A 26,770-nucleotide genomic window follows, 5' to 3' on the forward strand; every position below is an offset into this window, starting at 1 on the left:
ACGATTAAACCGGCTTGTTTGCGCCCTTGGCAAGGGCGGTCGGGCGGCGTATACGCGCGGCTTGACCGGACAGGAGCCAGAGCCATGATAGGCAGCGCAAATCTTAACATCATGATCAAAGCCGCGCGCAAAGCGGGGCGGTCGCTTGTCAAGGATTTCCGCGAGGTCGAGAACCTTCAGGTGTCTGTGAAGGGCGCGGGCGACTTTGTCAGCCGGGCCGATCTGGCGGCTGAGAAGATCCTGAAAGACGAGTTGATGGGCGCGCGGCCGACCTATGGCTGGCTGGGCGAGGAAACCGGTGGCGAGGACGGCAAAGATCCGACCCGGCGCTGGATTGTCGATCCGCTGGATGGCACCACGAACTTCTTGCATGGCTTGCCGCATTGGGCCGTGTCGGTTGCACTGGAGCATAAGGGCCAGGTTGTTGCGGGCGTCGTGTTTGACGCCGCGAAGGACGAGATGTTTTTCGCCGAAAAAGGTGCGGGATCATGGATGAATGACACGCGTCTGCGTGTGTCTGGCCGCAACCGGATGATCGAATCGATTTTTGCCACGGGCCTGCCGTTTGCCGGTCGCTCGGACCTGCCGCTGACTCTGCAGGATCTGGCGCGGCTGATGCCCGCCTGTGCCGGTGTTCGGCGGTGGGGCGCGGCGTCGCTGGACATGGCCTATGTGGCCGCAGGCCGGTACGATGGTTTTTGGGAGCGCCGTTTGAACCAGTGGGATCTGGCGGCTGGAATCGTTATCGTCAAGGAAGCTGGCGGGTTTGTCGAACCCATCACGCGCGGTGGCAACGTGCTGGAAGATGGCGAAGTCATCTGCTCGAACGAGCCGATTTTTGACCAGTTTTCCAAGATCATCCGGGGCTAAGACTTAACTCTGATCACATGGGTGATGGATGCCATCCACCCATGGCAGGTCCGCGTAGTCGCGCGGATCAATCCCTTCGATACAGCCAATGTTGATGCCGCATTCTGCGGGGTTTGATCGGCGTTGGTGATGCGTGTAGATCCCACAGGTCTTGCAGAAATAGTGTTTCGCCACGTGGGTGTTCCATGTGTAAAGACCCAGATTGTCCTGCCCCTGAAGCACTTTGACCTGCGCGGCAACGGCCGTCACGGCCCCGGGGCCGCGCCGCCGACAGATGGAACAATCACAGCGCGACGCACTTGCCATGCCATCGGGCAGATAAGCCTCGATCACCACGGTGCCGCAGTGGCAACTGGCCCGGCGGATGTCCGGCGTGTTGGTCATCGGCGGCGGACCTTTGGAATGCGGCTTGAGGTGTAATCATATTCGGCGTCAGGATGTGGCGGATGGCCATGGGTGCGGCTCCAGAACGCAGGACCGCCGCGTCGCAACCACAATGGCACCGCCAGGATCAGCCCGGCAAAGAAGCCGCCCGAATGGGCCCAATAGGCAACGCCGCCGGTTTCGGGGTTCGCGCCGATTCCGCCGATGAACTGCAGGCCCAGCCAGACGCCCAGCATGACCCATGCCGGAATCGCAAAGACGCGGAAAAAGATGATCAGGATCAACAGGATATCGACCTTTGCCTTGGGGAACAGCAACAGGTATCCGCCCATCACCCCGGCAATTGCGCCCGAGGCACCCACCGTGGGGACCTGTGAATAGGGGGCCGACGCCACATGGATCAGACCCGCGGCAATACCCGTCAGCAGGTAGAACAGCAGGAACGGGATATGCCCCATCTCATCTTCCAGATTGTCGCCGAAGATCCAGAGGAACAGCATGTTGCCGCCCAGATGCATAAACCCGGCATGCAGAAACATTGACGACACAAGGGTCTCGAACCCCTGGCCGTTCGTAATGCGCACTGGAAAGATCGCCCAGTCATAAAACAGCTGGTTCACAGCCGCATTGTCCAGCATGAAATACCCGAGATAGACCAATATGTTGGCGGCCATCAGGCTGTAGACGACATAGGGCGTGCGCCCTGACGGGTTGTGGTCGCGAATAGGAAACATGACGGCAGGCTGGTCCGAAACCGATCCGGCGTCAATGCGGTGTTTGAGGGCCACTGTGGGATTACGGTGCTGTGTCACGCGCGAAATCGTGATTTGACCGCAAAGCGCGGTGCACCAGCATAATAGGCCATGCGATATATTGTATTCACTGTCCTTTTCTCAGCGCTCACCGGAGGTGCCTCTGCCGAGGTCTGCCCGGACGCTCCGGATCATTCTGATCGCCTGAGCGGTTTGATCTCGCAGGTTCAGGACACCCGCGATGAGGCGACTGCCCGCGAAATCTCGAACCAGATGTGGGAGCTTTGGGCAGATGCCCCGGACGAAGTCGCGCAAGCGATTCTGGATCGTGGCATGTCGCGGCGGTCGGGATATGATTTTGCCGGGGCGCTGACTGATTTTGACCGGCTGATCGACTACTGCCCGGATTATGCCGAAGGCTATAATCAGCGCGCGTTCGTGAATTATCTGAGGCAGGATTTTGCAACCGCGCTGGTCGATCTGGACCGCGCCATTGCCTTGTCGCCCAACCATGTCGCGGCCATCAGCGGCAAAGCCTTGTCCCTGCTGGCGCTGCAGCGCACCGATGAAGCCCGTCTTGCGATGGCGCGCGCATTGGAGTTGAACCCCTGGCTGCCCGAGCGCGGCCTGGCCGGGCCGGGTGGCCCACTGGCCCCTGTTGGGAAAGACATCTGACTTAGGCGATGACCAGCGCGTCGGTCACGTCTGAAAGTGTCGTATCCAAAACCGGAATCGTCTGGCGCCCGGTGTCGATCGTGACGTCGTCATCGGTTTGCTGGATATCGAGAAAGCCCAGACAGACATCGCCTGAAACTCTCGAGTGTTTGAACTCGATTGCTTCTCCGGCTTCGAAGTCCAGGTTGTAGAAGCCGCCATTCCGAGCGTTGTCTCCAGCCCCACCGATCCCAGCCCCACCGATCAATGTGTCGTCACCGTATCCCCCGATCAGATGCTTGCTGCCGCCAGCGTCCAAAAGCCAACCATTGTCGCTGCCGCCGTGCACGTGGTCGTTGTTTTCACCGCCACTCAGGTTGACTGTATCCGGTCCCAACATCGGCACCACTGGGCACGCGCGCGTTTCAGGGCCCCGAGGGCCGTGCAACTTTCTGTGTGGCAGGTTTGGAAACGACGTTGTTCTTATGGCGTCACAGTTATAAACCTACAGTCGGATCGAACTTCGAGGTCCTGTGCGGGCGTGATGGAATGGTAGACATACCAGACTTAAAATCTGTTGGGCCTTGTGCCCGTGTGGGTTCGAGTCCCACCGCCCGCACCAAATGTAAATAAACAGGTCACAAAATCAAAGCTTTAGTGATGTATCTGTTTTTTTGTTTCCACCATATTCCCAAAAACTTGGCCGTATCATACGTGATGCATAGATCCTGAGTCTCGTAGCGTTGATCCTCCCCACTGAAGTGGTCCGTCCCTATAGTTAGGAAACGGAGGATTTGACCTTTTACCCTTGTTCGGACCACCCGGCTGGAGATTTTCCGGGGGATGGGCTCAGGAGGTTTTCCGCGCCTCTGAGCCATTCATCAGCGTGATCGGTGGGTTGTTACCGATGGCGCTGTGTGGGCGAATTCGTTGTAGTCTCTCCGTCACTCCTCTGTCACCGGCAGGTCATTGCCAGCAATCACCGAGAGGCATCTTTGACCTAGCGTCGTCAAGGCTCATGAACCAGTGCGTGACATGGTTCATTCTGTTGGCTTTCCTGGGCGGGAGAAGTCCAGAACGACGCCATTTTGATCGACCGCGTGTCAATGCCAAATACGAGAAACCGAACGACGGGCAACGCGACAAAAGCCTTGCGATGCAACTTCTTGCCCGAAGAAATCCTTGACCACAGTGAGCGAAAAAAAGAACGGGCGCGCCATCGTCGGTGTGAGTGCCTGTCTTTGGATCACTCCGACTCAAGAAATCCGCCCCCAAGAAATTCGGGTCAGTCATCGGTGATGCGGGAATGCAAGACCCTTGGAGAAATCATGGACGTTTGGAGATTTGTCATTTGTGCAGCGCTGATCATAGCTTAGAGGGGGAAGTTGGATTTCGGGAGCGCGCGAATTGGGAGCACCGCCTGAAAACAGCCTGATCTGTCCGACCCGACGCCTGGTTCTATGCCAGACGGCGTCGGTGGCCGGGCTTGCCTTGCTTGCGCCCCAGAGCACATTTGGTCGCGAGTTTGCCGACGACAATGCGATCGCCGCAGGCCAGGCGCTGCGATCTCCTGACCTGCACACGGCGGGCGCGGTCAGCGTGCAGCACAATTTGGTTACCGGCACGCTAATCAATTTTGGCTATCGGACCCCGGCGGGCAACCAGCCCTCGGAGTTCCAGAACGGGGTCTATCTGTGGCCCGTCAGCGCCAATCAGATCCCGTGGACCAGCCCGTCGGTTGCACAGGATGGCATTTTACTTAACCAGCCGCGCGGTGATCAGAACCTAACGAATATCGCGCTGGGTACGGACGCCTATATCCTGGGGTATGCCGTGGGGCCTGACACCCCCAAGACCGCAGACAATACCGGTACCTACTGGACCGAATTCGGCAATGTTGTCGCGTCGGCCTATATTGCCGGGACGTCCAAATCTCTGACACTTCAGGAGACCGCACGTTGCTTGGTCAAACCACTGTTTGTCGGGACCAATTCACTGTCCTACCAGTTTGAGTTTCTGACCGGCTTTTTCGCAGCACGTTCAGGTGCATGGGCCGGTGTCTGGGAGGGGTCTGCGGTGTCTTATGCCGTGCCTCCGAAATGGCACGCCAAAATCCAGATCGAGAGCAGCCAGGGCGTGTCCGGGTTGAACGGGCTGAACTTTGAGCGGGGACAAAAATATACCATCGGGCTTTATCCGACCGGGTATTCAGATGATCCGGCTTCGCTGGATCTGAAGCGGCTGGCGGCGTTTTCCGTATTCAGCGGTTGAACTTACGCGCATCAGAACAAGTTGTCTTTACCCCCTGAAATGCGTTTTCGGGTTTTCTTATTGATTTTTTTCAGGCTTCCCGCATACTCGCCTTACACGGGAATCGGTTTTGATTGCCACGCGAATGAAGGGTATTCTTTTTACTAGTTTTAGTGGGTTTCAAAAGTGGGCTGCCTTGCGGCCGAATATTGACTCAAAATCAAAATAATAAGGGGAGAATGCGAAATGACTTCAACCGAAAAAGCAAGAGAAATGCTTTTGTCAGCACCGCCAGACCAGTCTGTCGTTTTTCAGATCATGGACATTTCGGCAAACGCCATCAATCTGGACTTTCATACGCCGGGCGGAAACAATCCGAATGACAATGGGAACATGGTGTTTCTTTGGCAGTCCACTCCGGGTGGGCAGTGGCAGATGGATGCCCTGAAACAACAGGCGATTCCAACAAATACTCCAAGCGGGTCGGTCGCTTTCGACGGGCTTTCAATTGGTGTCAGCGAATATCTGGTAGGGTATTCGGTTGGGCCAACGACTCCCTCTGCCGGGTGGTCAAATTATGCAAATGTTGTGGCGACAGCGACAATTCCTGCGGCGGGCAATGTCGAAGAGGCCAAAGCGGGCTCTTATGTCACCAATCCGAGCATCGCGGTCACATCAATCGGGGCGACCTCGCTGATTGCAGCGATTAATTTGCCGACGGGGTACAATCCTGTGGGATCAGGCACCTATGCTGCCATATGGGAGGGCGGAAGCGCCTTTTATGGACCGGCAATGCCACCAAAATGGGTTGCGCCCAGCAGCAGCGCGTCGGCGAACGGCACAACAATTGCGTTCAACAACATTCTGCCGACACGCGGAACGCTTTATACAATTGCGCTGTTTGCCACCGGCTATTCGGCGGATCCGTCAAAGCTGACCCGGACCGCGATGGCTGCCACACATAGCTTCGTGATTTAAGTCTGGCCATTTGGCCGCGCTATCCAAAACAAAACTCCAAGGGGTAATTGCCCCTTGGACCAGCTAGGGCGTAACGGCCCGACGCGCGATTTCCTTGGGGGGATGGCTCTGATGGCCGAAGCGTTCTTCAGCAACAAAGGCACCTTGGTCAAGTCGCTGTATCTTGCCAGTACCGCGCCTCCGAATGGCGGCGCCGTGGCTTTCGTTCTTGGGAACAAGGACATCGCGCCACCCTCTGACGACATCAGTCTGTCCCAGGCTCTGAACGACGACAGTCTTCTGGGGCAGTTTGTTTTTGCGCCGACAGCGCTTGGTTTTGACAGTTCTGAGAGTCCCGAAAAGCTGCAGCAAGATTTTGTCGATGCGATCTGGGTGCAGGCCGGCAATAATCCCGGCCGTCGGGGTGTCTATTGGATACCGCTTCCCGCCTCTTTTACCGGCAGCAGCACGGTGCCGTTTCTGGGTCTTTCGGACGATGGGTCAACGGTTAGCGCAGGCATGAACGATGCCAATGTGCTGCCATCGATGCAATTAAGCGTGCTTGCGGGTACGCAGATCGAACTGGACGGCACTACCCTGAACCTGATCGGACAGCCGGTCTCGTTCACCGGAAGTTCTGCTCCGGAGATGCAGCCGCCGGTGTTTGGAACCTTGCCTTTTTACGGTCCCAGCCGTGGCTGCGTGGTGTTCAAACCGTTTATTCAACGCCTGTCATTGCAGTCGGATTGGAACTGGGGATTTCAGTTTCTGTTCGCAGAGCAAGACGATCCGAATACCAAGCAATCGGAATGGTTGCCATTCGGGTCAGTCACCGAAGGCGCCAATGATATGATCGGATTTGTCGCGGCCATTGATCCCGCCAATCCGCTCAACACGCTGGAAACTCTCAACGTGACGCCGGGCACCAATCGCTCTGGACTGGTTTTTACCGGCAAGAACATCGACAACCAGAAAACGAGCGTCCTCTCTCAATTCCGAACCGTGATGGGCCAGCAAGCGACCTTGTGGCCGGTGCCCGAAGGGACCACTGGCGATGATGTACAGCCCGCCGGGTTTGCCTTTGCATTGGGCAAGACCATGCAGGCCGGCAAGTGGGATTTTCATGCCAGCCCGTTTGGCGATTTCCTGATCGATGTGGACCCCGGCCCGACCGGCAAGACCGCGGATATGCTGTGCGGGTTGGCGGGGGCGGAATTTGTGACGATTACACCTGGAACCGATCTCGACAGCGGCTCGCGGGTCCGGTTTTTGACGCAACACCCCGCCTTTGCGCCGATTTTTCCGCCACCGGTATCGTCTCCGACGGGTCCCCCGTCGAATAGCGCGGCGCTGCTGACCGACACTTACCTGACGTCCTGGGCGGTCTTTCTGGCGCCGGGCACTAAGACAAATACCTATGCCGCTCAGCCCAACGGGGCAGCACTTTATGGCTATGATCCCTATGTCTGGGAAAAGCACCACAGCATGCTGGGGCATGTGGACCCAGGTGCGACGCTGCCACAGGGTGGCACGGATGCGTTTCCGATGGTGCCCTATTCCGGATTTCAGCTTGATGCCGGGGCAAACAGCTTCAGTCAGGACCAAAGCCGCCGTTTCGAGGAGCGCATCATCGGGCCGACCAGGCGCGCGAAAATCGGCGATCGGTCAGAGTTTTCGGTTCTGTCGGTGCGTGCCGAGGTGTCGGGCGACAGCGACCACCTGCAACGGCTTTCGCTTTCGAGTGACGAAACGAACAAGTCGAATTTTGCCACACCCGCGGGCTTGATCGCGTCAGTCGATACGACGGACGGCCCTGCCGCGTGGTCGAATATCCTGCTGGGTCAGATCAAACAGCCGGTGGAGACAAAGCTTCAATTCGCGAAGCCCAGCGCGTTGCTGCAACAGGCGTTCAATACCAACCAGCTTTTCATGGTTGCCGCGAATGCCGAAAACTTCGTGCGCACGGATGGCGTATTTGACAACATCATGAATATCGGCGGCTGGTCGATTCAGGCCGATGTCGGACAGTCGCTGGCCTACGGCGATTACACAAATATCATGATCGTCAAGGGAGTGCCCGGGCCTCTTTTCGACCCCGATGGCGATCCAAAGGAAAACCTGGTCGCCAATCCGGACAAGTGGACCCAGGCCGATAAATTTGCATCGCCAACGTTTCAGGACAGCGATGCGGCACCCGATCCCAACCAGATGGTCAATCTTTCGAAATGGTTGCAGGAATATTTCGAGGACGCGCTGAACCAGGATCCAGAGTTCTTTTCCGCGTTCAACACGATTGCCAGATCGCATGACTGGACCGGGATCATCATTCTGCGGGCCAAGATCGCAGCACCGCCCGCAGATCTGGCGGGCATCACGGCGGGCGTACGCGACCCGGAAAAATTCTATGCCCACCACCTGGCCGTCGAAATCAGCCAGATCAAAAGCGATCCGGACGGGTCCGGCATTTCGATCGGCGACCAAAGCTCGGTCTATGGCCTGATCTATTATGTCGACGACCAATATGACACGTTCGAACCCGGCAGTCCGGTGGTGCCGCAATACGGGGCGGATTACGATTTTATTACGCTTACGCTGAAGGTTCTTTTTGAAAACACCTCGGTCAAGAGTTTCTCGTCCTATACCCAACTGGCCCTGAATACGATTTTCGGAAGCCCCGTGACCGGCATGGCCGAAGGTGGGAACCAGTACAATTCCATCGTCATGGCGGGCACGTTCCAGGACAACAACAACAAGCCCACCTATGGCATGAAGACCGTTCAGGACTACCGTTTCAAGTTTGGAAACAATGTGCTGAGTGAGGTGGAGGTCGTCTCGGCAGAAATGAATACCGTCAGCACCGAGATGCAAGGCGATACGGTCGTGCGGTTCGGGTTGACCGGTTTCATGGATTTCCATGTCCTGGAAAGCGCGGGCGACGTCGACGGCCCGCCCATAGACCTTTATTCTTTTGGTCGTGTCGCCGGCCAGGAAAGTCAGAACCGCATAGGATTGAACTACGGCAATCTTGGGCTCAATATGACGTTTGCGACCCAGAACCCGGCAAAAACGCGTAAGATCCTGTTCGATTCAAGCGCGATCAGCTTCAACATCCCGGCCAGCACCATACGCCCCGGCAGCCTGTTCGATGCCCTGTCACTGGATCTTCAGGCGCTGATTTCGTCTGACAGCAGCACCGTCACCCCAAAAAGCCTTGGCTATCTGGATATCGTGACAAACGTTCGCCAAAACGGTGTGTCTGACACATGGAATGGACTTAAATTCAAGCTCAACCTGGGGACAGTGGGGGATCTGGGCGGCAAGGTGGGGCTGAATGCCTATCTGCTGCTGGCCTGGTCGCCCGACAGTATAAGGCGATACCGGTCTGTCACCGGGCTGCACATGCCAGGCACGTCGAACGGGGCGCCGCTGATCAGCCTGCAGAACGTTTTGTCGCTGTCCTATGGAACGATCCAGTTGCTTTATTCCGACAAACCGGGCGCGGAGGTTCTGCACCCGACCACCCTGCGACCGCTGCACGGTGCCGCCATTGCTGCGACGAAGGACGGCGACCCGGGCAAACAGTTCATGCTGGTCATGAACGAGATCGCGATCAAGTTCCTGGGGATGCTGAAAATACCGCCAAACGGCAGCACGGCCTTTTACCTGTTCGGCGATGCCGATGGTGCCGATGCGTCAAAGAACACCGGCCTTGCCTGGTATGCCGCATACAACAAGAAGAAGTCCTAGGACGCCCAACAATCCGCTTGCCGGATGGGAGATATACGCCATGAATGACCAGTTCCCTTTCTTCACCGCGGCTGATTTCCAAGCGAAACAGGGCGAGGAACCTGATCTTTCGACGTTGCTCGACTCGTTTTCCACCTCGGCACAGAACACAAACACCGATCTGACACAGCAGACCATCACGCGCCTTAAGGCGCTGACTGACGGTCACAATTTGCGTTACTTCGCCTATAGCGGTGCGGTGGAACTGGCCCAACAGAACGTCGTGGGCATGATCAAGAGATTGGTGTCGCTTGGGTTTCCAAACGACGTCGAGCTTGTCTACTCCCCCGCAGTCCTTGGTCAGCTTGCCGTTCTTCTGCCAGGGATGGACCCCACCGAACCCTATAAGCTTGGTCCCGTCACGATCACTTTTCAGGAGTACAAGGCAGGTGGAGAAGGCCTGTCAGATGTACCGCTGTGTCTGAATGGCGGTTTGCTGCCTGACGATCTGGCTGGGAAGAACCTGGCCGACGAATTGAAGGCGGATTTTTACGTCCAACTGCAGCCGTATATGCTGGGGGTCGACAGCCCGGAATTGAAACTCGTTAGCCTGATCTGGCAGAAGGATGCGACGAGCGCGGTCGATCTTGCGGCGCAACCCAGCCTTCAGAACGATACTTTTGCGTATCGTGCCTATGTGCAGCCCGCCCCGGCAGAGCCTGATTGGACGACCCTGAAAAGCGTGCCGAGCACCGACCCGAAAGTCGTTGATTCAGCTGAAATTCTGGCCGATGCCGCCAGCGGGAACAAGGCATCACTTATGCCGGTGCAGGGTCTGTTCGACGATCCGATGGAGGAAAACCCGGTCGTCGGCACCGCCATCGGAATTGCGTTCGAAATGATCGCTGCTGCCGCTCTTGCGCAAAGAAACAACCCGGTGTCCAAGGCTCCGATTGTCGTTTGCCTGATGGACGGGCTGACCGCCGCCGCGTGGGATCAGCTGAAGGGATACTTTCCGTCCGTTGGTGAGAACCTGGAGAACCAAGACATCTCTCTGATGCAGGACGCAGCCAAGATCGCCTATTTTGCCAAGCGCTGGTCTGCCTCGCAGCAACTGTTTGCTAATCCCAAAAACGTGACCGGCAACATCCATTTCGTCGATGTCACCAAGACAGACTACAAGCCTGCGACGCTGGACGCGCTTCTGGGCGAACTCACCGCGAAGGATGTGGTTGTCATTGGCCTTCCCCATCTGGCACCGGACGGAGCGTCTTATCTGACCAGTCTCGCATCCCTGCCAGCCGTCTATCAGGGCCTGTCTACGGCCAATCTGGCGCTTAATCTGGGTAAGCCATTCTTCAAACTCTCAAGCCCAGGCATGAACCCCTATCCGTCGGATTTGGGCAACCCATCTCTGCCAGATGCGGATAATGACAATTACCTGAATGCAGCCACAACGACGGTTGTCACGACAGAGCTTTTTGGCGCGTCGCTGAATCTTGTCCAACTTGGCACCTATGAATTCAAGAACGGCTTCCAAAAGCAGATGCCGCCCTTGACGCTGGCTGAATTCCTGAGCGACCAGATGTACGGCAATGACGGCTCAAATCCCTATTCGGATTATTTTGCCGCGCTGCAAAGCTTTTATGCTGCGGATGCCAACGACAAACTGATGCAGGGGCTCGGCTTTCTGGTCAACACCTACCAGCTGAAATCACCGGACCCTCGCGACGAAATCCAGGCCATGTGCATGGCCGCCGTCGCGGACGGGGAAAACCCGCTGGACCAGCTGTATGCCAAGATCGAAGCTGCAACTATCGATGGCATCCTGCGACTGGTCCCGGCTGTGTTTCCGGCGGACAGCATTATTGGCAAGTTCATCTTGTTCATCACCAAGGGCAACGACTTTACCATCGGGAACAAAACGTCCAGCGTCACCATCACCCCGCCCGGGCCGGACGGCATGAAGGTTGTTGGCCAGACCAACAACTTCCTGAGAACCACGCTGACGGTCACGCTTGTCTTTTCGATGAATAAGAACGGTACGGATATCGACACGGCCGTCACGCTTTGTTTGGGCACGGTCGCGTTTTCCGGCGTCGATTGGTTTGAACTGACCAAGTTGAGCATTGATGCGACGATACCGGGAAACGATGACCGCCTGACCGGCAAGGTATCGACCGTGATCCAGGTGGGCGACAAGCCGATTTCGTTCGAGATGGATTTTCCCACATCCGGCGACGGCAAGATCGTGATCGACGCCGATCTGAATGAAAACCCGCCCCAGCTGTCTGACCTGTTCCAACTGCTGGGCGGGATGAATTTCGTCAATACGTTCAGCGCTCTGCCAGCCCCGTTTTCAAGCGCCAAGAAGATCCAGCTGGACAAGCTGAAATTCGGCTATGCTTACAAGGAAAAGCAGGTCGAGACGTTTGAGTTGCAGCTGGCGAATAATTCGCCTTGGCCGCTGTTCGGCAAGCTGGTGCTGAAGAATCTGAAGTTCAATCTTTCGATGACCAATCCGGCGGGTACCGAGACGGCAGACCGTAAGATCGTCTGGACCGCCAAGAGCCAGGTGCAGATCAAGAGCGAAGACAACGATGATCCCGGGTCGATCAACGTATCGGTGACGTATCCCAACCTGACCGTCAGCGCGAGCCTGGACGAGGATGGGCCGCCGATCCCCGTCGGCGATCTGGTCACGTTCTTCTTGCCGGACGATTATACCATCAACCTGAGCGCCAATCTTGCCAATTTCAGTATGAATGTCACGCCGGGCGGCAAGGACGCCGAAACGACCTTCTCAGTCAGTGCGGGTATTGACCTGATCGACTGGAATCTGGAGCTTTTGGGCGTTCAGTTCAGCCTGACCCAGATTTCGGTCAACGTCGAAGGCGTCCGGCACACAAAGAAAGAAAAGGGTGACGGCGGTGGCGACCCCACCGCAATTGTAGCGGCCGGAGACGACGATAGCGACGGCAAGACCGAAGTGACCGGCACGCTGAAAGCCACGACGGTTCTGTTTTCCGACCATCCTTATATCGCCGTCACAATGAATCTGACAGCGATGTACAATGTCACCTCTGGCGCATGGTCCTTTGCTGGTGTGCAAGGTGACAATGACATCCATGTCAAGCAGATCATCCAGACGTATTTGGGTGAGGGCTGGTGGATCGACGGGTTGCCGAACCTCGACATTTCGGATCTGGCCTTTTCCATCGAAAGCCCGCCCAAAGGGGACGATGATAAAATTGCCCGGCAATACATGGTGGGCGGCACGATCACAGTCTGGGACACGCCGTTGGGCGACGATTTCCAGACGATCATCACAGGAGAGTTCGGTCGGCGACCCAAGTCGGATCATGCAGCCGCCATGGCGCAGATGGCCGGCAAGGCCGAGGTTCCGGTGCTTGATCATCGCGGTAACATTGTGCCCATGGCAGCGCCCTTGGCGCTGTTCGATGGCGATGGCACCGAGATCGTCAGCTATGGCCATGTGACTGCAGAGATAATCTGGAACAACATCGACCTGACGGTTTTCTACAATTACGAGGAAGACCCCAGCAAAAGCACTTATGGTTTCTTTTGGGGGCCGCTGCAGGCGACCATCAACAACTCGACCAATACCGCGAAGCTGGAGTTCACCGAAGATACATCGCTTGGCGCGATGATCGAAACCTTCATCTCATGGCTGACGGGAACCAAGTTTGGCCTTGGTGCGCCGTGGAACGCGCTCGACTCGATAAAACTGTCCGATTTTTCGCTGGAATGGAATTTCGAAGACAACACGGTCAAGTTCAATATCAATCTGGGTCCGATCGACCTGATTTTTGCGAAGATAGAAAAGATTTCTGTCGTCTATCAGCCCGAAGACAAGGATGACGAAAAGAAGGGTGTTCATGTCGAACTGGAGGGCAGCTTTTTCTGGCAGGTGGGCGATGTCAGCAAACCTCTCAAGTGGAACGCGGCAGAGCCCTCGGAGACGCCCGCGCCCGATGGCGGTGGCAACAAGTACCTTGATCTGCGCCTGCTGGCGGCGGGGCAACATGTGCGGGTTGAGGGGCTGCAAGATCTGAAGTCGGTCCAGGAGGCCATAGAGGTTCTTCGCGATTTACCGGTTCCAGATCCGAAGTCGCCCACAGTTCCCGCGATCGGGTTCGACGCGGGAAACAACTGGCTTTTTGCGACTGATTTTGGCGTGCTGAAGGTCACCGACGAAAAGGGTGACGGCAAGGGCGACGGCGGCGATACATCCCGCGCGCTTATGACCGACGAGGATGGCGGTGCAACATACACCTTCACGCTCCAGATCGTCTTTACCGACCCGACTCTTTATGCTCTGCGCATCGCGCTCGAAGGCGGCGCCGCCAAGATCTTTGCCGGTCTGGATTTTCAGGTCATGTACCAGAAGCAGGGCGATCTGGGCCTGTTTTCGGCAATAATCACTCTGCCCACGATCATGCGCCGGTTCACGGTGGGCGCATATACCCTGACATTACCGACCTTTGGGGTCGATATCTGGACCAACGGCGATTTCAAGTTCGATATCGGCTTTCCGTGGGAACAGGATTTCTCGCGCTCGTTTTCGGTCGAGGCGATTATCCCGCCGGGCATTCCTGTTCTGGGCTCGGGTGGATTTTATTTCGGCAAGCTGCCTCCGGTGGCCGTGAAACAATTGCCCAATGCCGACAACGGCTTTTTCAACCCCAATATCGTTTTCGGATTCGGGGCTCAGCTGGGTCTTGGAAAATCCTTCGACGCCGGCATTCTGAAGGCTGGGTTCAGCCTGACAGTCTTTGGTATCATCGAGGGGGTTCTGTCGAAGTGGAATCCCTACTGCGCATCAGAGGTCGGACCGGGTGGCAGCAGCGATCTGCAAGGCCAGTATTTCTTCTGGCTGCAGGGGACGTTCGGCATCATCGGCAAGCTTTATGGCTCGGTCGACTTTGTCGTGATCAAGGCCTCAATCGATGTCGAGATCAAGGCGTTCGCTCAGATCACTCTGGCCTCTTATGAACCGATCCCGATCACCGTGTCGGTTCAGGTGACGGCAACGGCCAGCCTGAAAATCAATCTTGGCTTTTTCAAGATCACCCTGCATTTCAGCTTCAAGCTGCATGTGACCGAAACCTTCACCCTCGGGTCCCTGCAAAACCCCAACGACGCCCCCTGGAAAGTAACAGGCAACAAGGATTGCGGGCGGTTGCTGGCGCATCCGCATGACCGGCTGAACCTGCGCCCGATGGCAATGGCCGAGATGATGGCATTCCGCGCCCGCGATTTAATCCCAACACCGAAGTGGGATTATCTGAGCGCATCGGACACCAAAGTGCCGCTGACCGGCTATCTGGGTTACGGCCTGACCGTTGCTGGCGATGACGCGGTTGCCACGGCCCCGCCGGATCTGGCCAAACAATTTCCCTGCTATGTCGCAAACCTGTTCATCGATGCCCCCGGCATTTCCCAGCAGGACGACAATGCCCCGCAAGACCGTGCCGCAGGGATGGTACCCGACACCTCATTCGATCTATTGGCCAAGATGGTGGCCCGTTGGGCCATCGCTGCAGTTCAGCCAGACCCGATCAGCCCTGAAACCGTCGACACCCTGGTGGTGAACGAAGATACGCTGACGGGCCTTATCGATTATCTGAGCGCTGCCGAAGACGTGCCGATGCCCTTGGACGCGGATCAGGTCAACACGTTCCTGACCGGTCAGTTCAAGATGACAGTCAGCAAGCCGACAACCGAAGGCGCCATTGTCGGCGCGTATTTCCCCGTTGCGCCGGACATGCATGTGTCTGCCTCGGCATTGGGAGAATATCCCGCGCTTGCATACACTTATGGTGCCTACAACGAGGTCGCCAGCGACTTTGTCACCTGGATGCGGGAGTACTTCAACCAGCTTGCCGTACAGGTGGAGCAGGAAGCCGGCAACGACGACGGTATCGAAGACGCGGTCTTGATTTATGAAAACGAGCCGCTCTCCGTTGGCTCCTTCATCTTCAGTGATTACTTCGTGCTGATCATGCGGCAGATGGTTCAGGCGATGCGTGATGGCCTGCGCGATTTCAAATACCCGCTGGACGCCACCCAGGACAGCAACCATATCGTCAACACGATCAACACCACCGGCAAGCTCACCGAAATTGGCAAGCCTGTCACCCTGTATGATCTGTTCAAGGCGAATGAAAAGCATGTGCTGAGCAGTGGCAAACCGATCAAGCTGCCTTATGTGCCGTACACCGTGCAGGGTGGTGACACCTTTGCTTCGGTGGCGGGAAAAGCAGCTTGGGGCGAGGCATTCGATGCAACGGACCTGGCCACGAACAATGCTGGCACGTCGGGTATTCTGACCCCCGGTATCACCGTTACCTATGCCAGTGTTGGTTATGTGGTTTCGGGGGCGGAATCGCTGATCACGCTTGCCGGACGCATCAACAACAACGCTGGTGTCACGTTGGCGGAGCTGCTGCAGAACTCGGATATTCTGACCCTTGAAAACTCGCTGAAGTCCGGGTCGGTTCTGACGTTGCCGCCCTATACCTACACCACTGTGACCGATGAAACCCTGTTCAAGGTGGCCGCCGACCACGGCATCACTGTGCAGGATCTGAGCGGTGTAAACCCCGATACCGGCCACACCAACCCCATTGGCACCGCCAATGGCGACGTGGTCAATCTGTTCGATCCAGCCAGCGACGAAAATGTCGATGTTGTCTATCTTGCGCAGTACCAGGTCGGCTCTTTGATTGCCGAAGCGCAACGGTCCAAGGCGATCAATCACTTGTCGGGAATGGCATCGCGCTACTATTTCCACGGGCTGCGCATTCCCACCCCAAAGATCACACCCAAGGAAAAAGGTATGTGGGTGACCGGAAGCGAAAGCCCATACGGGCTTCCTGGCGATGCAGGTCTATTCGCGCTGACCGGACAGCAACTGCCGGTGACCGCGCTGCCGACCGAAGATTACACCATCACCATGACACCTGGTGCTTCCGCGTGGATGGCTTTCGACGCAAGCGCAACCGAACCCTTCACCGTGGGTCCGCCAGTCGATGAACAGCCCGCCAGCCCTGACTGGCAGCGGCTCAAAGCGTTGTTCACCTATGGCCAGAACACCATCCTGCCCGCAGGACCCAGCAAAATCGTAGCAGCGCCGGTCTTGGTCGATCGCCCCGCGCAGTTCCCGCTGTCTCAGGCCATAACCTGGCAATGCGCCTCTCCGGTCAGCTTCCCCACGGGCGGGGCGGCCGCAGGCGATCAGCCACGGGTTTTCCCGCTGCCGGCATCCATGGTTGCCCTGTCGGCGCGCGGTGGGCTGGATCAGTCCGGCCTGCTGACACAGACAAGCCCGAATTTCGCTCCACAGATCCTTCAGACGGACGAGGCAACCGGTCGTCCGACGCATCAGAACATGACGAAGTTCGGTTGGGGTTCGACCATCAATTTCACGATCAAGAAGCTGCCTGAAGACCCCAACGCATCAGAGACGTACAAAACCACCTATGAAATTACCGGCGCAGATGCCGATGACACGGTGATTTTGGAGCGCATCGTGCAATACGCGCGCAACGATGCCGATTTTGCCTCGTTTGCTGTTGGCTATGAAACCGAAACCGGAGGCGGCGGTCTGGTGCTGAACGCGCAGGTCGGCAGCAAGGTGTCTTTTGGTATCTCGCAGGTCAATTTGTCTACCGTGACCCGTCCGCCCACCGGCGGCTTTGGTGCCATGGCGGTATCGAAAGAGGACGACTCGGATAAGACCAATCTGCTGAACTCGCCGACCGATTTCGTGCGCCTGCTTTGGGAGGCGGCAATTACCCGATCGGGCGGATTTTTCCTGTATTACTTTGACGCCGACGCCAACGGCGGACTGCCGGATTCCGCGTTTAACGACAAGGGCGAGGCACAGGTCACGCTGGTGATCATGTACCAGAAACAACCACGGTTGCAGCCCTACATGAACGCGATTGCGACCGGTGACGCGGTGGATATGTCGAATTCGGCGGTTGCGGCCACTGCGGTGTCTGAGCTGGTTACGCACAAGGTTGTTGAGGGCGACACGCTGCGTGGTATTGCCAGCAGGTATTACAGCAACGTCGTATCGATTCTGCGTGAAACGACAACGGATATTGCGCTGGCGCCCGACGCGGCGTTGACCCTGTCAAACCCGCTTTATCGTGTGCCGCTGGATGGGTCCTCACCTGGCGGAGTCCTGAACGACATCGCGACCTATTTTGCGATGGACGCCAAGGATATCGAGGACGTAAATCCGGGGATCACGGATTGGAGCACCCCACTGGCACCTGGCGCCGCGATCCGGCTACCATCGGTCGACCGAGTTGTCGGCACATCGCCGGGCGGAACCACCCTGCAATCCTATGCCGCGTTCTATGGCACTTCGGCGACGATTCTTGCAGGCGCCAACGCGACGGTCACACCGCTGGTTGAGGCGGATCAGACACTCAGCATGATGTGCGGACCGCTCGACCAGCATGGCACCCAGGCCGCAGGGGTTCAGCCGGTGGATATCAGTCGTGACGGATTGCCGGAAGTACCCGATGACCCCTTTGATTCAGACTATGCGAAGAACTTCCTTTTGAACGACTGTACACTTCTGGCGTTCCAAGTTCTGCCCAATGCCGATTTCGGCGGTTCGAATCTGGGATTGCCCATGGGGCCGGAGACCAAGGGCGACACCGGCGCGGAGTCCGTCGAACACACCGCCCCCAGCAAGATTCTGTTCGTCAAGGAAAACGAAGAAGGCGATCCACTATCATACTCGACCTCGGTTCCTTACGTTCAGTTTGCCAATAGTCCGGCTTTGCCCGGCAACCCCTACGTCGCCAACGGACGGGTGTTGCAGTTGAACTATGGTTGGAATGACCTTTACGGCAACAAGATCGTTAGCGACCTCGAAGAAAGCACCACCACGGTGGGCAAAATGAATGGCGAGCCAAGCCTGACCGGCTACACAGATGCGCTTTTGAACATCGCGCAGTGGCCCTCGATGGGGTCAAGCTGGACGGTTTTGGACACTTCGCCCGCAGGCAGCGATTTCCTTGCGCAGATTACGATTTCCTTCGATCCCACACCGTTCAGCCCGTCGCAGGACAATCCACAGGACGAGGACGGCTGGCAGTCTCGTGCGAAGGCGTCGCTGCAGGCGATCACGGCGGTTCTGAACCAGTTGAACGACCCCAACGGGATCGAGATGAGCATCGACACAACCCTTCTGGCGAAGCCGAAAGTCATCCCCAGTGCCCAGATCTGGACGCCCGAGCACACTCAGGATCCGTCGTTGACCAGTTGGTTGACCACGCTTCAGACCTTCCTTCAGCACCGCACCAATCGCGATCTCGATTGGCCGGTCCCGACCACCCTGGGCTTTACCCTGTCGGTGCAGGCGGCAAAAGCGGATGTGACCGACAGCCAGACTTACCTTTTGAAACTGTCGCTGGTTATCACCCGGACCCATGGCGTCGCCGCAGGCGAGTTTGTGGCCGTGGATTCGGTGCGCAAATCCTCGACCGAGATCGCTGCCAAGACCAATCCGGAAACCATCCTACAAGATCCCAAAACGAAAAAGAACGTGCTGGATGATTTTGCTAACGATATCGCCGACACGCTGTCGGTTTCCGGCAAATACACTCTGTCCGTGGCCACCGGCACCAACCGCTATGCGCCGGCTGCAGGGTCCACCCAGGCGGCGATCTGGGCGGTGCGCCTGGGCGATCAGGGATCGGGAGAGGCGATTTCCTATAAGATCAATACGGACGGGGACAATGCGCCTGAAAAGCCAGAGCTTTTTGCGCCCGAACCGGTGTCGAACACGCTTCTGAGCAATCCGGCGGACATCTATCCCTACACCCAGCTGACAGATTACGACCCGGCGACCAACAAGTTCACCACCCCGGCGGAACAAAGGCTGTTTTCGGGGGTCGAGGCTGATGACTGGCTGCGGGCGTTCTTTGAATTCTACGATTCGCTTCTGTCGCCGGAATACACCTCGTCAATTTTGGTCATCGACCAGAAGGCGACCAACAAGCCAAAGGGCATTCCGGTGAATGACGCCCAGGGCGAAGTCAAATATGAGGATGTCGACAGCTATCTGACCGCATTCGCCCAGCAGAAGGAAACGCTGGCGCATCTTGCATCGGACTTGTTGGCACCGATCTATCAGGGTCAGTCGTCAACACATCTGGCAAGCGCCAAGGAAACCTTCCGCCAGAACCTGCTGGTGCGGTTGTCCAACCTTTACACCACGCGCGCGGCCATTGCCTTCGGTGCAACTGTGGCCGCCGACATTCCGATGTTGGACGACGAGGACACGCCGCAGCTTTATGGCAACCTCACCTGGACGAAGAACAGCGGTGATACTTCGCCCCTTGGCGCCAGCCAGGTGCAAAGCCTGGTCACGTTGACGTCGCCCAAGATGCCACTGGCCACGGGTCCCGATCAGCCGATTACCTTCCTGCTGGAGGCGCCCGAAAAACTAAAGGTCGACGGAGAGGTTGTGGATCAAGTCACGCTTGATCTGTCTTATACCGGAACAGCCATCGAACATCAGGTGTCTTCGGTGCCGGGAATCATCGGTTACAAGGCGTCAAGCTGGCTGTCGCCGGTGCGCGTGTCAGATGCCGAATTGCTGCAGGAAAGCCTGGGGTCATTCAATGTCCCGCTGTTGCTGCGCAGCTTCCCGATGACACCGCGGATGAGCACGCAGACCGGCACCCAGAGTGATCCCGGTTCGACCGATCTGAACGACATCACGCTTTGGACCTATGCCTTTACCTATGGCACGGATTTCCATTTCGAACAGGACCGCGTTTACGGCACCGTCACCTACAACATCAGCGAAGACGTGACCATGGCGTTGGACAGTTTTGTGGACGCGTTCGGCCAGTTGGCACAGTTCATTCGGTCGCAATCGTCCATCATTAATCTGGTGACGAAATATGTTCCGGCCGTTAATGCCGAAACCACCGATCAGACGGCAATCGACAATGCTTCGCTGGCGCTTGGGGCGTTCCTGAGCATGGCCGCGGCCATCGCGAAAGCGGCCGGAGCGAGCAGCCTGCGTATGGTGCAGGACCAACAGTCAACCACCGGTAGCGAAAGCTATTCTTTCTATGTGGAAGAGGGAACTCAGACGTTCCATGCCGGTGGCGACAGCATCACCGCATGGGTCGCAACGATAACATCGACCGAGGGGCCGCCGACCGGCATGGCTGCCGATCCGGTACTCAAGATTGACGGTTACACGTCGAACCAGATCGCTGAGCTGACCAAAAATGACGAAGGAATATACGCCTATTACTTCACCAATGACGACGACGAGCCCCTGCAGGGGGCCAAGGCGCAAAGCATCAGTGCGCGCGCCGTTGACTTGCCCAAGATGCAGATACTTGAGCGTCAGGATGCAATTTCCTCGGTCTATCTGACGCGGAATGAAGATATCGGGGGGGCGATCAACGAGCCCTTTGTTTTCACCACGCCCCGGGTCTCTTTCGGCAACCCGCTGCATCCGACGATCACCTCATCGGAACCCGTTGATATCGGGTTGCTGGGTTCGCCAGACACAAGATCGCTGGACGCGCATCTGACTGCGCTTTTCACGACCTTGTTCAAAAACCGGTACGAAGGCGACGTGACGATCCAGTTGGATGTTGGTTACGAGTACGGCTTGACCAGTCAGCTGAATCAGATGCTCGTGCCGGTCCCGGTAGCGGTGTTACCGCCGACGGATGTGAAGGTTGGCGATAAAGGCACGGCTCCGGTGGGTATCGACGAATTGATCGAGACGATCAGCCAGGCGATCATCGGCTGGGCCGGGGATTTCAAGCCATCGACCGAGATCGCTCGGCTTGTGTTCCGCCTGTCGATCATGTCGAACCTTTCGGTGCATCCGATGCCGCTTCTGCGGCTTTTGGATCTGGAACTGCAGGTGGCGGATATTGACCCGCCATTGTGGTCGACCTGACCCGGGTTCCGGTCGCGCTCTGATAAAAGCGGCGCGCGGCTGACGGATGACACGGTGGTTTCAATCATTCTGGCGGTACCCTTGATCATCGCGCGCATCTCGGGGTCGAACCGGATCGTCAGCGTGCCACGACTTTCGCTTGGCTCGCGTGCTTTCATACGCAGCGCCCTGATGGGTAACGCACCGTCAGAAGCCCGGATCGAGTGAGTTGACAGACTGGCCGACCCGAATCCAGGACCGCCGAAATTGTGTGCATTCCCTTGGCTTGAGACATCTGATCGGGGTTGAGATTTGCGCGGTGTGCGATATTGCTTCGGATTCAGTATCTTTGGCATGTTGTAAATTTCACTTTATGAAGTATATCGAGTCGAAGACAATCGAAGAGCGCCTTTATGCCCCCAAAAGATATTGCGATGGATAACGGTGTCCCGACCGATCTTCCCCCTGAAATGAATGTCCTGATGGGCGTCTACCTTTTGTACCTGAAGGTCGACGAAGTCGTGGATTCGATCAACGTGACTCCGGACCTGACCAAGAACGAACGGCATCTGCTGATCTACATGGCCGAACCCAGGCGGATGGGGGAACTCGCGGCCGACATGCAAGTGCTGCCGTCGACGCTGACAAACATTGCTGACGCGCTTGAAAGCAAGGGGTTGGCCTTGAGGGAAAGCGACCCGGAAGACCGCCGTGCCTCGCGCTTGCGGCTGACCGAGATCGGCGATGCCAAGCGCCAGGAGGTTATCCGGAAGGGAGCCGAGGTCTTTACGGAAATTTCCGGCCTGACCCGTCCGGAAACCGAGACGATTTCAGCGTTGATGCTGAAAGTCATTCACAACATCAAGGCCGACGGCCTGCCCGAAGGAGCAAAGCCATGTCAGTGATGCGAAATCTTGCGCTTGTCTTGTCGCTGGCCGTGACACCGGCCATCGCGCAGGCGCCCCTGAAACCGGTCAAGGTGATCACGGCCCGTGCTGGTGGTGCCGATGTGACGCGGCAGTTCTTTGGTCATGTGGTCGCCCGTGAAACCGTCGATCTGGCGTTTCAGGTGGGGGGGCAGGTCGTCGAATTTCCGGTGATCGAAGGGGCCATTCTGCGCAAGGGCGATCTGGTTGCCCAGCTTGACCTTGAAACCTTTGAACTGTCGTTGGAGCAGGCGCAGCTGCAAAAGGATCAGGCCGAGCGGACGTTGAACCGGTTGAACCGGTTGTCAGAAAGCACGGCAAGTCAGGTTCGCATTGATGATGCGGCAACGCAGCTGGCACTGGCCGAAGTGACGGTGAAAAACGCGGAATATGCGTTGAAACACGCGACCCTGTCGGCCCCGTTTGACGCGCTGGTCGCGGCACGCAACATCGCGAACTATACGACAATCAGCGCCGGGACCCCGGTGGTGCGCCTGCATGACATGTCCGAAGTGCATATCGAAGTTGATATTCCGGAAGTCTTGTTCCTGCGGGCCGAGGAGTCGTCCAACGTCGAAATCAGCGCGCGCTTCCCCGCGTCGGATGAGGTCTTTCCGTTGCGATTGCGCGAATTCAACGCCGAAACGTCGAAAGTTGGTCAGTCGTATCGGGTGACGTTGGCGATGACGCCGCCCTCGGGGTTGCGGATTCTACCTGGCGCGTCGGCCACGGTCATTGCGGTTCTTCAGGGGGATCACACGGACGCTATCCAAGTGCCTAAAACCGCCGTGTTCGTTGATGATACAGGTAAACCCGCCGTCATGGTGTTCTCCCCTGACGATGCCGACACGGGCACTTTGCGCAAGCAGGCTGTCGAAATCGCCCGATCACCAGAGGATGGGATTCTGATTTTGTCGGGGTTAGCGGCAGGCACTGAGATCGTCGCGGCTGGTGGGGCTGCGCTGAAGGATGGTCAGGCCGTCCGCCGGTTCACCGGCTTTGGCAACTAAGGGGTCTGCCATGAACATCGCGCGATCCTCGATCGAAAAGCCGCTGATCACGTGGCTTGTTATCCTTGGTGCGCTGTTTGGCGGGCTGTGGGGGTTTTCGTCGCTGGGGCGGCTTGAAGACCCGGCTTTTACCATCAAGCAGGCCGTTATTGTCACGCAGTACCCCGGAGCAACCGCCGAACAGGTGGCCACCGAAGTGTCCGAACCGCTGGAATCGGCCATCCAGAAGATGGGCGAGGTCGATGTGATCACGTCGATCAACCAGCCGGGACAATCGCTGATCACGGTCGAGATGTTTTCGACCTTTGACGGGACCGAACTGCCCCCGATCTGGACCAAGCTGAGAAACCGGGTGTCTGACGCAGCCCGCGCGCTGCCTGAGGGGGTAGGCGTGCCCTATGTGAACGATTCCTTCGGGGATGTGTTCGGCATCTATTATGCGGTAACAGCCGAAGGGTATTCGGACGCCGAAAAACACCAGTTGGCGACTTTTCTGCGACGCGAGATCCTGACGGTTGACGGCGTCGCCGATGTCGAGGTCAAAGGTTTGCCGGACGAGGCGATTTTCGTTGAGCCGAACATGGCGATCACGGTCAATCAGAACGTCTCGCCTCAGGCCATCATCACCGCCTTGGCAAACGCAGACTCGGTGGTGGATGCGGGGTCGATACATAACGACGGCATTCGCACGCGAATACAGGCCCCTGACGGGTCTGGCAGTGTCGAAGAGATCGCATCGTTGATCATCGGGGCCAGTGGAGAGGTGATCAACCTGTTTGACGTCGCACAGGTCAGCCGGGATCGTCAGGATGATCCTGATCTTCTGGTACGTTTTGATGGTGTCGATGCCTTTACAGTCGGGGTGGCTGGGTTGTCGACCGAAAACATTGTCGAGGTTGGTGAACGTGTGGACGCACGGATTGCCGAGCTTGACGGCAAAATCCCCTACGGGGTCGAGCTGCATCCGATTTATCAGCAGCATGTGGTCGTCGACGAAGCGTCCAGCGCTTTCCTTGTGAACCTTGCGATGTCGGTCATCATCGTGGTGGTGGTTCTGGCCCTGTTCATGGGCTGGCGCGCGGCCACGGTTGTTGGGGCGACGTTGTTGCTGACGGTCGTTGGAACGCTGTTTTTCATGGCGATGTTCTCGATCGAGATGGAGCGGATTTCGCTGGGCGCCCTGATCATCGCGATGGGGATGCTGGTGGATAATGCCATCGTGGTGGCCGAAGGTATGCAGATTTCAATGCAGCGCGGTCGCGACAGCCGGACAGCGGCCGATGACGCTGCCAGCAAGACGCAGATTCCGCTTCTGGGGGCCACGATCATTGGCATCATGGCGTTTGCCGGGATCGGCCTGAGCCCCGATGCGACGGGCGAGTTCCTGTTTTCGCTGTTTGCGGTCATCGCGATTTCGCTGCTGTTGTCCTGGGTTCTGGCCCTGACGGTAACGCCGTTGCTGGGTCACTATCTGTTCAAACAGGGCAGTGGGGATGACGGGGATGCGTATGGCGGCTGGATTTTCCGGACCTATGCCCGCGCGCTGGATCTGTCGATCCGGTTACGCTGGCTTGTTATGGGCGCGCTGGTCGCGATCACGGCGGTTTGCTTTGCCGGGTTCGGGTTGATGAAGCAGTCGTTCTTTCCCGACAGCAACACGCCGATGTTCTTTGTGCATTACAAGCTGCCACAGGGCACCGATATCCACACCACCTCGGATCACCTGCGCCAGATGGAAGATTGGCTGGCAGAGCGGGACGACGTGGTGTCAGTTTCAACATTTGTCGGACAGGGCGCATCGCGTTTCATGCTGACCTATGACTCGGAAAAGGCGAATCCCAGCTATGGCCATCTGATCATTCAGACCGAAAATCTGGACCAGATCCCGCCGCTTCAGGCGGGCCTTGCAGAGTTTGGGTTCGAGACCTTTCCTGAAGGAGAGTTGCGCACCAAGCGTCTGGTGTTTGGCCCCGGTGGCGGGGCCCCGATCCAGCTGCGGCTATCGGGTCAGGATCCGGACGTTCTGCGCCGCCTTTCCTCGGAAATGATTGCCGTGCTGGAGGCGTCATCGCAGAACCTTGTCGACCTGCGCACAGACTGGCGCGAACAGGAGCTGGTTCTGAAGCCGATCTATGCCACCGAACGCGCTCAGACCGCAGGCGTCAGCCGCGATGACATCGCGCAGATGCTGCAACTTGCAACGGATGGCATCACGAGCGGGGTCTATCGCGAAGATGACCGGCAGATCCCGATCATCACGCGGTTGCCGCGCGACAACCAGTTGGGGTTGGCCGATCAGGTGGTGTTTTCGTCCAGCACCGGCGCGGTATTGCCTATCGAGCAGATGATCGACGGGGTCGAATACGAAGTTCAGAACACGCTGGTTCATCGCCGCAACCGGGTGCCGACGCTGACCATCGAGGCTGACATCCCATCCGGGTTTACAGCGGCACAGGTGCAGGCCGAAATTCAGGCCGCAATCGAAGCCGTGGCATTGCCCGTCGGATACGAAATGGAATGGGGCGGCGAATACGAAAGCTCGGGAGAGGCGCAGGCCGCCCTTGGCGCGCAGATCCCGGTATCGGTGCTGATCATGGTGCTGATCTCGATCCTGTTGTTCAACGCGCTGCGCCAGCCGCTGATCATCTGGTTGCTGGTGCCGATGTCGGTAAACGGTGTGGTGATCGGGCTTTTGGCCACCGATACGCCATTTTCGTTCACGGCCCTGCTTGGGCTGTTGTCTCTGTCGGGGATGCTGATCAAGAACGGGATCGTGCTGGTCGAAGAGATCGACCTTGTTCGGGCCGAAGGTGTGCCGTTTCGCGAGGCAATCATCACGGCGTCAACCTCGCGTTTGCGCCCGGTGATGCTGGCCGCGATCACCACGATCCTTGGGATGGCGCCGCTGCTGTGGGACGCGTTCTTTGTGTCGATGGCGATCACCATCATGGGCGGTCTGGCGTTTGCGTCGATCCTGACGCTGGTTGCGGCCCCGGTGCTGTATTTCCTGCTGTTCAAGAAGGACGCGGAGAAAGAGGCTTTAGCGGCGGTGGCCTGACCCACAAATGCGGCAAAAGGCCGGTGCCTGAACTAAGTGCCTACCGGATGTGTTGCCGGCAGGCGCGTCGTGGCGAACCCGTTCAATACGTCAGCAAAACCCGCTCGGAGGACATTGCAGACTTTGTGTTGAAGCGCAGCATTGATCACCAAGGACGCACAGGGAATTGGCGAAATTTTGCCGGGGAATTGGCAAGTCTCTTTTCATTCGCGAAAAGATCA

At 57.5% G+C, this 26,770-nt stretch carries 13 protein-coding genes and 1 tRNA gene; 11 read left to right on the top strand and 3 right to left on the bottom strand.

What is annotated here, in order from left to right:
- Nucleotides 1-84 precede the first annotated feature (84 nt).
- Nucleotides 85-870 (top strand): inositol monophosphatase family protein, encoded by a 786-nt coding sequence (locus FOY56_RS17920; protein ID WP_146347284.1) that lies wholly within the window; start codon nt 85-87, stop codon nt 868-870.
- Between the two features lie 3 nt (nt 871-873).
- On the opposite strand, the gene FOY56_RS17925 is transcribed toward FOY56_RS17920, so the two are convergent.
- Together FOY56_RS17925 and FOY56_RS17930 are read right to left on the bottom strand one after the other, a co-directional pair.
- A complete protein-coding gene (locus tag FOY56_RS17925) occupies nt 874-1,254 on the bottom strand; it encodes a GFA family protein (protein WP_146347286.1) in 381 nt (126 codons plus the stop codon).
- Nucleotides 1,251-1,988: a rhomboid family intramembrane serine protease gene (locus tag FOY56_RS17930; RefSeq protein ID WP_146347419.1), complete on the bottom strand. Its 738-nt coding sequence runs from the start codon at nt 1,986-1,988 to the stop codon at nt 1,251-1,253. The genes FOY56_RS17925 and FOY56_RS17930 overlap by 4 nt, the downstream gene beginning before the upstream one ends.
- 129 nt (nt 1,989-2,117) lie before the next feature.
- Between FOY56_RS17930 and FOY56_RS17935 the strand changes: the two genes are divergently transcribed.
- Complete coding sequence (locus tag FOY56_RS17935; RefSeq protein ID WP_146347288.1) at nt 2,118-2,681, top strand: tetratricopeptide repeat protein; 564 nt, start codon at nt 2,118-2,120, stop codon at nt 2,679-2,681.
- Between the two features lies 1 nt (nt 2,682).
- On the opposite strand, the gene FOY56_RS17940 is transcribed toward FOY56_RS17935, so the two are convergent.
- Nucleotides 2,683-3,060 (bottom strand): hypothetical protein, encoded by a 378-nt coding sequence (locus tag FOY56_RS17940; protein ID WP_146347290.1) that lies wholly within the window; start codon nt 3,058-3,060, stop codon nt 2,683-2,685.
- A 135-nt stretch (nt 3,061-3,195) separates the two neighbouring features.
- On the opposite strand from FOY56_RS17940, the gene FOY56_RS17945 reads away from it, so the two are divergent.
- The 9 genes from FOY56_RS17945 (at nt 3,196) to FOY56_RS17980 (ending at nt 26,549) form a co-directional block, all read left to right on the top strand.
- Nucleotides 3,196-3,282: transfer RNA gene (locus FOY56_RS17945), tRNA-Leu, on the top strand.
- 785 nt (nt 3,283-4,067) lie between these two features.
- Entirely contained in the window at nt 4,068-4,931 is an 864-nt protein-coding gene (locus FOY56_RS17950) for a hypothetical protein (RefSeq protein WP_146347292.1), read from the top strand.
- Nucleotides 4,932-5,156: 225 nt separating this feature from the next.
- A complete protein-coding gene (locus FOY56_RS17955) occupies nt 5,157-5,888 on the top strand; it encodes a hypothetical protein (RefSeq protein WP_146347294.1) in 732 nt (243 codons plus the stop codon).
- Between the two features lie 111 nt (nt 5,889-5,999).
- On the top strand, nt 6,000-9,614 hold the full coding sequence (locus tag FOY56_RS17960) for a hypothetical protein (protein ID WP_146347296.1): 3,615 nt from the start codon (nt 6,000-6,002) through the stop codon (nt 9,612-9,614).
- 40 nt (nt 9,615-9,654) lie between these two features.
- Nucleotides 9,655-21,576, top strand: a complete 11,922-nt coding sequence (locus FOY56_RS17965) for a LysM peptidoglycan-binding domain-containing protein (protein ID WP_146347297.1) — start codon at nt 9,655-9,657, stop codon at nt 21,574-21,576.
- A 54-nt stretch (nt 21,577-21,630) separates the two neighbouring features.
- A complete protein-coding gene (locus FOY56_RS23650; protein ID WP_186766385.1) occupies nt 21,631-21,783 on the top strand; it encodes a hypothetical protein in 153 nt (50 codons plus the stop codon).
- A gap of 185 nt (nt 21,784-21,968) precedes the next feature.
- Nucleotides 21,969-22,460 carry a MarR family winged helix-turn-helix transcriptional regulator gene (locus FOY56_RS17970; RefSeq protein WP_146347299.1) on the top strand — a complete coding sequence of 164 codons (492 nt, stop codon included), beginning with the start codon at nt 21,969-21,971 and terminating at the stop codon, nt 22,458-22,460.
- Nucleotides 22,451-23,491, top strand: a complete 1,041-nt coding sequence (locus FOY56_RS17975) for an efflux RND transporter periplasmic adaptor subunit (protein ID WP_146347301.1) — start codon at nt 22,451-22,453, stop codon at nt 23,489-23,491. The genes FOY56_RS17970 and FOY56_RS17975 overlap by 10 nt, the downstream gene beginning before the upstream one ends.
- 10 nt (nt 23,492-23,501) lie before the next feature.
- Entirely contained in the window at nt 23,502-26,549 is a 3,048-nt protein-coding gene (locus tag FOY56_RS17980) for an efflux RND transporter permease subunit (protein ID WP_146347303.1), read from the top strand.
- Nucleotides 26,550-26,770: the final 221 nt, after the last annotated feature.

Source organism: Falsiphaeobacter marinintestinus (assembly GCF_007923355.1).
Taxonomy (GTDB): domain Bacteria; phylum Pseudomonadota; class Alphaproteobacteria; order Rhodobacterales; family Rhodobacteraceae; genus Phaeobacter_A; species Phaeobacter_A marinintestinus.